The 9,673-nt window shown below is 61.1% G+C and carries 1 protein-coding gene; it reads left to right on the top strand.

Features of this window, described 5'->3' with window-relative positions; genetic code table 11:
• Positions 1-9,673 (top strand): non-ribosomal peptide synthetase (locus BJD99_RS11420; RefSeq protein ID WP_143542127.1); only part of this gene is annotated, 9,673 nt, incomplete at both ends.

The raw sequence follows: 9,673 nt of genomic DNA, 5'->3' as shown, positions 1-9,673 counted from the left end.
GTTCCAGGTCTTATTGGAATTCCAGAACAACCAGAGCGCACACCTCGAACTACCCGGCCTCGACGTTGCGTTCGAGGAGTTGTCCACTGGGACCACCAAGTTCGATCTGCAACTGAGGGTCGATGAATCCGCAACCGAATCCGGCACCCTGAATGCGGCGTTCACCTATGCGACCGCCCTGTTCGATCGATCGACGATCGACAACTTCGTCGACCGATTCCTCAGGCTGCTCCGCTCGATATCAGTTTCCCCAGGCACCACGCTTCGCGATGTCGAGATTCTTTCGACCCGAGAGCGCGAGAGAGTTCTCGAAGAGTGGAATGCGACCGATCACGAGCTGCCGGAGACTGTCGGAGTTGATCCGACGCTCAATACTCTGTTCGATCTGCAGGTGGCCAGAAGTCCGTACTCGATTGCTTTGGTCTTCGAGGATGAACATGTGACCTATCGCGAGTTCGACGAACGTTCGAATCAGCTCGCTCGTCATTTGATTTCACTCGGAGTAGGCCCGGAGACCCATGTCGGGCTCGCGATTCGTCGCTCGACGGATCTGCTGGTGGCGATGTACGCGATTGTGAAGGCCGGCGCCGCGTATGTCCCGATCGATCCGGACCATCCGATCGATCGATCGGCGTATGTCATCGATAGCGCTGCACCTGTCTGCATCTTGACAACCAGCCGCGACTGGATCAACGTTCCCGTCGCGAATCCTGTCCTCGCAGTGGATCTGATCGATGTGTCCGACCGCAGCACCGCCACCGTGACCGATACCGAACGGCACGGTTCCCTCAGCGGCCGCAACACCGCGTATGTCATCTACACCTCGGGTTCGACCGGACGTCCGAAAGGCGTTGCCGTCAGCCACGAGTCGATCGTCAACCGGTTGCTGTGGATGCAGAACGAGTACAGCCTCGAACCTTCGGACAATGTCTTGCAGAAGACTCCCGCGACGTTCGACGTGTCGGTGTGGGAATTCTTCTGGCCTCTTCATGTCGGCGCAAAGCTTGTCATCGCCGAACCAGACGGGCATCGCGATCCGGAGTATCTGTCGCGCTTGATTCTTCGTGAGCACATCACCACTGTGCACTTCGTCCCATCGATGTTGGCGGTGTTCACCGACGGCGCATACTCGAACGACTGCGCGTCGCTGCGGCTGGTGTTCTGTAGTGGTGAGGCGCTGCCGCCGGCAACCGTCGCAGTGTTCACCGAATTCTCCGATGCCGATCTGCACAACTTGTACGGACCGACCGAGGCTGCAGTCGATGTAACGTACTACTCCTGCTCCGCAACAGATCTCACCGTTGTTCCTATCGGAGCGCCGGTGTGGAACACTCGCGTCTATGTGCTCGATGCGTCGTTGAAGCCTGCGCCGATAGGGGCCCCGGGGGAGCTCTACCTCGCCGGGATCCAGTTGGCGCGAGGATATGTCGGACGAGGCGACCTCACCGCGGATCGGTTCATCGCCGATCCCTTCGGTGAGCCAGGCGCTCGGATATACCGCACCGGGGACCTGGTGCGGTGGCGCGCTGACGGCAACCTCGAATACCTAGGACGCACAGATTTCCAGGTGAAGCTTCGCGGCTTGCGTATCGAACTGGCAGAAGTCGAAACCGCTTTGCTTCGCCTCGAGGCGGTCGCGCAGGCCGTGGCCATCGTCCACAGCAACGAAGCGACCGGTGAGGTGCTGGTTGCATACGTAGTTTCTACTCGTGGGCATACCCTCGATAACGCCGAATTGAGCACATCGCTGGCCGGGTCGCTGCCCAGTTACATGGTTCCGTCTCTGTTTCTCGAACTCGACGAGTTTCCCCTGAATGCCAGCGGCAAGCTCGATCGAAAGATGCTGCCGGAGCCAGAGTTCGGGACGGCAGACCTGGAAATCGTCACCCCACAGAACCCTGTGGAAGAAATAATCGCAGCGGAATTCGCCGATCTGCTCGGTGCTTCACAACTGAGCGTCACACAGAATTTCTTCGACCTGGGCGCGAACTCGCTCGTCGCGATGCGGCTCGTGGCACGCGTCAATTCCACCCTCGGTTCGAAATTGACAGTCCGCGACCTGTTCGACGCACCTACGGTGCGGGCGCTTGCCGAGACGGTCGAGTCTCAGGGTTACCGGACCGATCCACGCCCTGCATTGACCTCTGTCGTGCGCCCCGATTCCATTCCGGTTTCGCTCGCACAACAACGCATGTGGTTCATCAACCAATACGACACGTCCTCCGCCGCATACAACGTCGCCTTCGCGATGCGGATGACCGGCACCCTCGATGTCGGCGCGCTGCGCAGCGCGATCGGTGATGTGATCGACCGGCACGAGTCCTTGCGGACGGTCTTTCCCTTGACCGACGACGGGCCTGTCCAATCGATTCTCGAATCTCGCCAGGCTCAACCCGACCTGACTCCTGTTCGCGCCCATGCGCCAGAGCACGTGGCCGAGTTGGTCGCCGAGATCGCAGCCACCGGTTTCGACGTCTCCAGATCCGTTCCCATTCGTGCCCGATTGATCGAAGTCAGCAGGGACGAGCACGTTCTCGCCTTCGTCGTCCACCACATCTCGTCCGACGGCTTCTCCACGGCTCCTCTAGCCCGTGACCTCATCGTCGCGTACAGCGCTCGGGCTGGCGGTGATGCCCCCACCCCGGCAACGCTACCCGTTCAGTACGCGGACTATTCGTTGTGGCAACGCGAGTTCCTGGGTTCGGAGTCAGATCCGGCGTCACTGATGTCGACTCAGCTCTCTTTCTGGGTCGACACGTTGTCCGGGGCCCCTGAAATCCTCCCGCTCCCGTACGATCGGCCCCGCCCGGCCGAGGCATCGTTCCGAGGGGCGGAAGTCTGTTTCGAGCTGGACGGCGAGCTTCATCGCAGGATGGCCGAGTTGGCCACCTCCCGTGACTCCAGCGTCTTCATGATCGTTCACGCATCCTTGGTGGCACTGCTGTCGACTCTGTCTGCCTCCGCAGATATTTCGGTCGGTACACCGATCTCAGGACGTGGCGATGCTGCACTGGACGATCTGGTCGGCATGTTCGTCAACACACTCGTGCTACGTACCGAGCTCGACCGATCGGCATCCTTCGACACCGTGCTGAACGCAGTACGTACCGCCGACCTGGCCGCCTTTACGCACTCCGACATACCGTTCGAGCGTGTCGTCGACGCGCTCGAACCGGTTCGATCGGCTTCGTACACGCCTCTCTTTCAGGTCATGCTCGAGTTCCAGCACACCGATCGACCGAACATCACATTGCCCGGCCTCGAGATCGAGGGCGTCGAGCTTGCCAATGACATAGCCAACTTCGACCTGCAGTTGACGATTTCGGAGACGTTCGAAGATTCCGGTCTTCAGTCGGGCATCGAAGCGTCGTTCCGTTACGCGAGCGATCTGTTCGACGAGTCGACGGTGGCGGGGTTCGCGACGCGTCTACAGGTGATCCTCGAGGCAGTGACTGCGCAACCGAGCATCGTTGTCGGGGACATAGATGTGCTGTCCGTCGACGAGCGAGGTGCGCTGGCGCCTGTTCGCGGTGCGCGAGCTGGCGACGCTCGTCTGCTGCCGGACATTTTGACGGCAGCGGTCACTGCCGCCGGTGCTGCAGCTGACGCCGTGTGGTTCGAAGACGCGGTCATCAGCTACGGAGAACTCGATGCCCGCTCGTCGCAGCTGGCGCGCGCGTTGGTCGGCTTCGGTGCAGGTCCCGGCACGGTAGTTGCTCTGGCCATGCCGCGTTCGGCGGACACCATCGTTGCACTGTGGGCTGTGACCAAGGCTGGTGCGGCGTTCCTCCCCGTCGATCCGACGTATCCAGCCGACCGTATCGAACACATGCTGACCGATTCGGGAGCCGTCATCGGTCTCACCACGTCGGCAGACGCGCCGCAACTGCAGGGACTCTCGGCGACGAAGTGGGTGCTACTCGACGACGCCGACGAGACGATCGCCATCGCCGAACACTCGGGCGAGGCAGTTCACGACGTCGATCGTATTCGGCCGCTGCGACTCGACGACGCTGCCTATTTGATCTACACCTCGGGTTCGACGGGTGTTCCGAAGGGCGTCGTTGTCACTCACCGGGGGCTGTTCAACCTCGCCGAGGAGGAACGCACCCGATTCCGGGTGACTCCGGCCTCGCGCACCCTGGCGTTCGCAAGCCCGAGTTTCGATGCCTCGATTCTCGAGTTCATGTTGGCCTTCGGCGGCGCGGCCACCATGGTGATCGCACCCCCGGCGATGTACGGCGGGCCCGATCTGAGCCGGTTGCTCGCGGAGCGGCAGGTCACCCATGCGTTCGTTACACCCGCAGCTCTGGCATCCGTGGACCCGGTCGGTCTGACCCGGCTCGAGGTCATCGCTACCGGCGGCGACAGCTGTCCTCCGGAATTGGTTGCTCGGTGGGCACCGGGGCGGTCGATGTTCAATGCCTACGGCCCCACCGAGGCGACTATTTTCTCCTCGATCAGCACCAGCATGTCCCCGGGGTCACCCGTCGACATCGGCTCGCCGACAATAGGTTTCGTCGAGGTCGTACTAGACGAGCGGTTGAATCCGGTCCCGGTCGGGGTACCGGGAGAGCTCTACCTCGCGGGACCGGCTCTTGCCCGCGGTTATCACGGACGTCTCGGGCTGACCGCCGAGCGGTTCGTCGCGAACCCGTTCGATGGGGTCGGGTCACGCATGTATCGCACCGGTGACATCGTTCGCTGGAACCGCGAGGGTGCATTGGAGTTCGTCGGACGCAGTGATTCACAGGTCAAGGTCCGAGGTTTCCGCATCGAACTCGGCGAGATAGACAGTGTGCTTTCTGCGCATCCGTCCGTGGACTTCGTGACGACCGTCGGCACTACCGGTCCTGCAGGAAACACCATTCTCGTTGCTTATGTCTTGCCGACAGCCGATGGCAGGTTCGATGTACGCGCGCTGCGTGAGCATGTTGCGGCAGCGTTGCCCGCTCACATGGTTCCGACGGCATTCGTCGAACTCGATGCGATTCCGCTGACCCCCGCCGGCAAGCTCGATCGTCGAGCACTACCGGACCCGACTTTCGACAACAGGCCAGAATCCGGCCGCGACGCGAATACTCCGGTCGAGAAGATGCTGGCCGGCCTTTTCGCGGAGGTGTTGCGGCTCGATCATGTCGGTGTCGACGACTCGTTCTTCGCCCTCGGTGGCGACAGCATCATGTCGATTCAACTGGTCTCGCGCGCAAAAGCGGCGGGCTTCGTTCTGTCACCACGTGATGTCTTCGAACGTAAGACCGTCGCTGGGCTGGCCGAGGTCGCACTGTCGGTGGATGATGCGGACGCCGCGATCTTGGAGGAACTTCCAGGCGGCGGAGTCGGCGACGTACCGCTGACGCCGATCGTGTCCTGGATGATCGAGCGGACTCGACTGTTCGATCGTCATACGCAGACCGCACTGCTCACCTTGCCACCGGGGATCGAACAAACGGTGCTCGAGCGCACAGTGCAATCCGTCCTCGACCACCACGACATGCTTCGCGCTCGTCTGCAGCACGAAGAAGACGAATGGACAATGGACGTTCGTCCGGCAGGGGCGGTCGCTGCCGCCGAGATCACCCGTCGCGTAGGCGTGGATTCGGCTTCGGGTCGCGAATTCTCGACTTTGGCGTCGGCCGAGCTCGATCGAGCTTCAGGCCGGTTGGATCCGGCCGCGGGGTCGATGCTGCAGTTGGTGTGGTTCGATGCGGGCTCAGAGCCGTCCCGGTTGCTGATCGTCGCCCACCACCTCGTAGTCGACGGTGTATCGTGGCGAATTCTAGTGCCGGACTTGGCATCTGCCTGGTCACAAATAGTCGCCGGCCAAGAGCCCGTACTCGCGCCGGTGGGAACGTCGATGCGACGTTGGGCCCACGGTCTCCGAGACGAAGCTGTAGATCGCCGCAGCGAGCTCGAATTGTGGCAAAAGGTGCTGGACGGTCCCGATCAGTTGATCGGATCTCGTCCACTCGATCCGGCAGTCGATGTGTACGACACGGTGCAGCGAATCGACGTCGAGCTCTCCGCAGCGGTCACCGAGGATCTACTCACTACGATCCCCGATGTCTTCCATGGCAGTGTCAACGACGGATTGATGGCCGGACTCGCGCTGGCAATCGCAGCGTGGCGCCGTACTCGAGGCGGAGTGGACGACGACGCAGTGGACGACGACGCCTTCGTCAGCCTCGAAGGCCACGGACGTGAAGATCACGTGGTGCCTGGTGCCGATCTAGGGCGTACTCTCGGATGGTTCACCACCATTTTCCCTGTTCGAATCGACCTGTCGGGCACAGACATCGACGATGCTCTGGACGGCGGGGTATCCGCCGGAAGCCTGATCAAATCGGTCAAGGAACACCTGTTGGCGGTACCGGATCACGGAATCGGTTACGGCATGCTTCGCTACCTCGACGAGCAGTCACGGGATGCGCTCGCCGCACACCCCAGTCCGCAGATCAGCTTCAACTATCTCGGTCGCTACAGCGCAGGAATCCCGGACAACCTCGGTGACGTGGGTTGGCTACCTGTCGACGATGCGGACATCGGTGACGTCCAGAACTCGGATCTGCCGGTAGCAGCGGTGCTGGACATCAACGCGGTGACCACGACGGGTGAGGCAGGCGCAGTTCTCGAAGCCACCTTCGCTTTTCCGTCGGGCGTGCTCGATTCCGACGATGTCGAGGAACTTACCGCGCTATGGGTGCGGGCTTTGACCGGTCTGGCACGGCACGCACGTAGTGGCGACGCCGGTGGGTTCACCCCGTCGGATCTCGACTTGGTGCAGCTCGATCAAGCTGCCATCGACGACATCGAGTCCAGGTATCCGAAGCTCGTGGACATCTGGTCCATGTCACCGCTCCAATCCGGCCTGCTGTTCCATGCCGAGTTGTCCGACCAGTCCGTCGATGCCTACATCGTCCAGTTGGTATTGGAGCTGGGTGGAACACTGGATCGGACGCGTTTCCGGAGGGCCGCTCAGCGACTTCTCGACCGGCATGCAAACCTGCGGACTGCCTTCGTGCACAACATGGAAGGCGATTCCGTACAGATCGTCGAACGTGACGTCGAGGTGCCATGGAACGAATTCGACCTCACCGGACTGGACGAGTCTGCGGCGCAGATCGAACTCGAACGCATCATGGCCACCGATCGCGCTACGCGCTTCAACATGGCCGAAGCACCGCTCCTGCGGTTCACTCTCATCGACGTCCATCCGGGCGAGTGGCGAGTGGTCATGACCAATCACCACATCCTTATCGACGGTTGGTCGACGCCTCTGCTCATCCGCGAACTGCTGACGTTGTACGCAACGGACGGCGACGACTCGATATTGCCCCGCGTACCTGCGTACCGCGACTATCTGAAATGGATGAGTCGCCGCGATGCAGCAAGCGCACGGTCTGCGTGGAGCGAAGCATTGTCCGGGCTGTCCGAACCTACGTTGCTGACGCCGATCGAAAGCCGTCGGCAGGAGTCGACGCTTGCAGCACGTGTACTGACATCACTGTCGGCCGCGGACACCGATCGACTGCGCGGGGTGGCACGCGAACGCGGGGTCACGGTCAACACGCTCGTCCAGGCTGCATGGGGAACAGTCCTCGGTACGCTCACTGGACGCAACGACGTATTGTTCGGTGCGACGGTGTCCGGTCGACCGCCCGAGATCAACGACATCGAATCGATGATCGGGTTGTTCATCAACACGTTGCCGGTTCGCGTCACACTCGACCCACGGGAGACGCTGGGCGAGTTCATCGCTCGACTCCAGTCGGAACAAGCTGGTCTGTTGGACCATCACTATCTCGGTTTGACCGAGATCCAGCGTGCGGTCGGACCGGCAGTCGCATTCGACACGCTCACCGTGTTCGAGTCCTATCCGGTCGATCGGGCAGGGCTTTCCGATGACACCGACATCGCGGGCATGCGGGTGTCGAACATCCTGGACGGCAGCGATACTGCTCAATACCCGTTGACCCTGGTAGCCATGGCTGACGAACAGCTGCACATCGAGGCCAAATACCTTCCCGAACTGTTCGGATCGGCGGAGGTCGAGACGATTGTCGAGCGGATCGTCCGAGTATTGAAGGCGTTCGCAACGACGCCCGAACTACTCATGGGACAGCTCGATTTGTTGTCGGAGTCCGAGCGTGAGTTGTTGGTGCCGGTGCGTGGTGGTGTGTCGGTGGTGGGTCGGTTGTTGCCGGAGATTTTGGTTTCTGCGGTAGATGTTGCGGGTGTGGATGGTGTGGCGTTGGTGTGTGGTGGTGTGTCGGTGTCGTATGGGGAGTTGGATGTTCGGTCTTCGCGGTTGGCGCGGTTGTTGATCGGTCGTGGTGTGGGTGTGGGTTCGTTTGTGGCGTTGGGGTTGCGGCGTTCGGTGGAGTCGGTGGTTGCGGTGTGGGCGGTGGCGAAGGCTGGGGGTGCGTTTTTGCCGGTGGATCCGTCGTATCCGGTGGATCGTATTGCTCATATGTTGTCCGATTCTGGTGCTGTGGTGGGGATTACCGCGGTCGAGTATGTGTCGGATGTGGGCCGGGCCGGTGATGGGGTGTCGTGGATTGTTCTCGACGATGAGTCGATCGTCGATGAGGTTGGTGAGTTTTCTGGTGGGCCGGTGTCCGATGGTGATCGGTTGGGTTCGGTTCGTCTCGATGATGCGGCGTATTTGATTTATACCTCGGGTTCGACGGGTGTTCCGAAGGGTGTGGTGGTGACGCATCGGGGTTTGGCGAATTTGGCTGAGGTGGAGCGTGTTCGGTTCGGGGTGACTGCTGGCTCGCGTACGTTGTCGTTTGCGTCGCCGAGTTTCGATGCGTCGGTGCTCGAGTTGTTGTTGGCGTTTTGTGGTGGTGCGGCGATGGTGATTGTGCCGACGGATGTGTTCGGTGGTGTCGAGCTTGCTCAGTTGCTGCGTGAGGAGGAGATTACGCATGCTTTTGTGACGCCGGCGGCGTTGGCGTCGGTGGATCCGGCCGGTCTCGATTCGCTTGCAGTGGTAGCGACCGGTGGTGATGCTTCGGGTTCTGATTTGGTTGAGCGTTGGGCGCCGGGCCGTTTGATGTTCAATGCGTATGGTCCGACGGAGGCGACGGTGTTTGCGTCGTTGAGTGCGCCGATGTCGCCGGGGGTTCCGGTCGATATCGGCTCTCCGGTGTTGGGTTTTGCTGTGGTGGTGTTGGACTCGCGTTTGCAGCCGGTGCCGGTGGGTGTTGTGGGTGAGTTGTATTTGGCTGGTCCTGGGTTGGCGCGTGGTTATCATGATCGGTTGGGTTTGACGGCGGAGCGGTTTGTGGCGGCGCCGTTTTCTTTGGTGGGGGAGCGGATGTATCGCACGGGTGATGTGGTGCGGTGGAATGGTTCTGGGGTTTTGGAGTATGTGGGGCGTAGCGATTTTCAGGTGAAGGTTCGTGGTTTTCGGATCGAGTTGGGTGAGATCGATGCGGTGATTGCTGCTCTTCCTGAGGTTGATTTCGTGGCGACTTTGGGTGTTGATGGTCCTGGTGGTGCGGCGGTGTTGGTGTCGTATGTGTTCGGTGTCGGTGGTGGGTTGGTCGATGTCGATGCGGTGCGTGATCGGGTGGTGTCGGTGTTGCCGGCGCATATGGTTCCGTCGGTGTTTGTGGTGTTGGATTCGATTCCGTTGACTCCGGCGGGCAAGTTGGATCGTCGAGCA

Origin of the sequence: Rhodococcus sp. 1163, from assembly GCF_002091985.1 — a bacterium.
Classification (GTDB): Bacteria; Actinomycetota; Actinomycetes; order Mycobacteriales; family Mycobacteriaceae; genus Rhodococcoides.
This window is presented reverse-complemented; position numbering and strand designations above follow the sequence as displayed.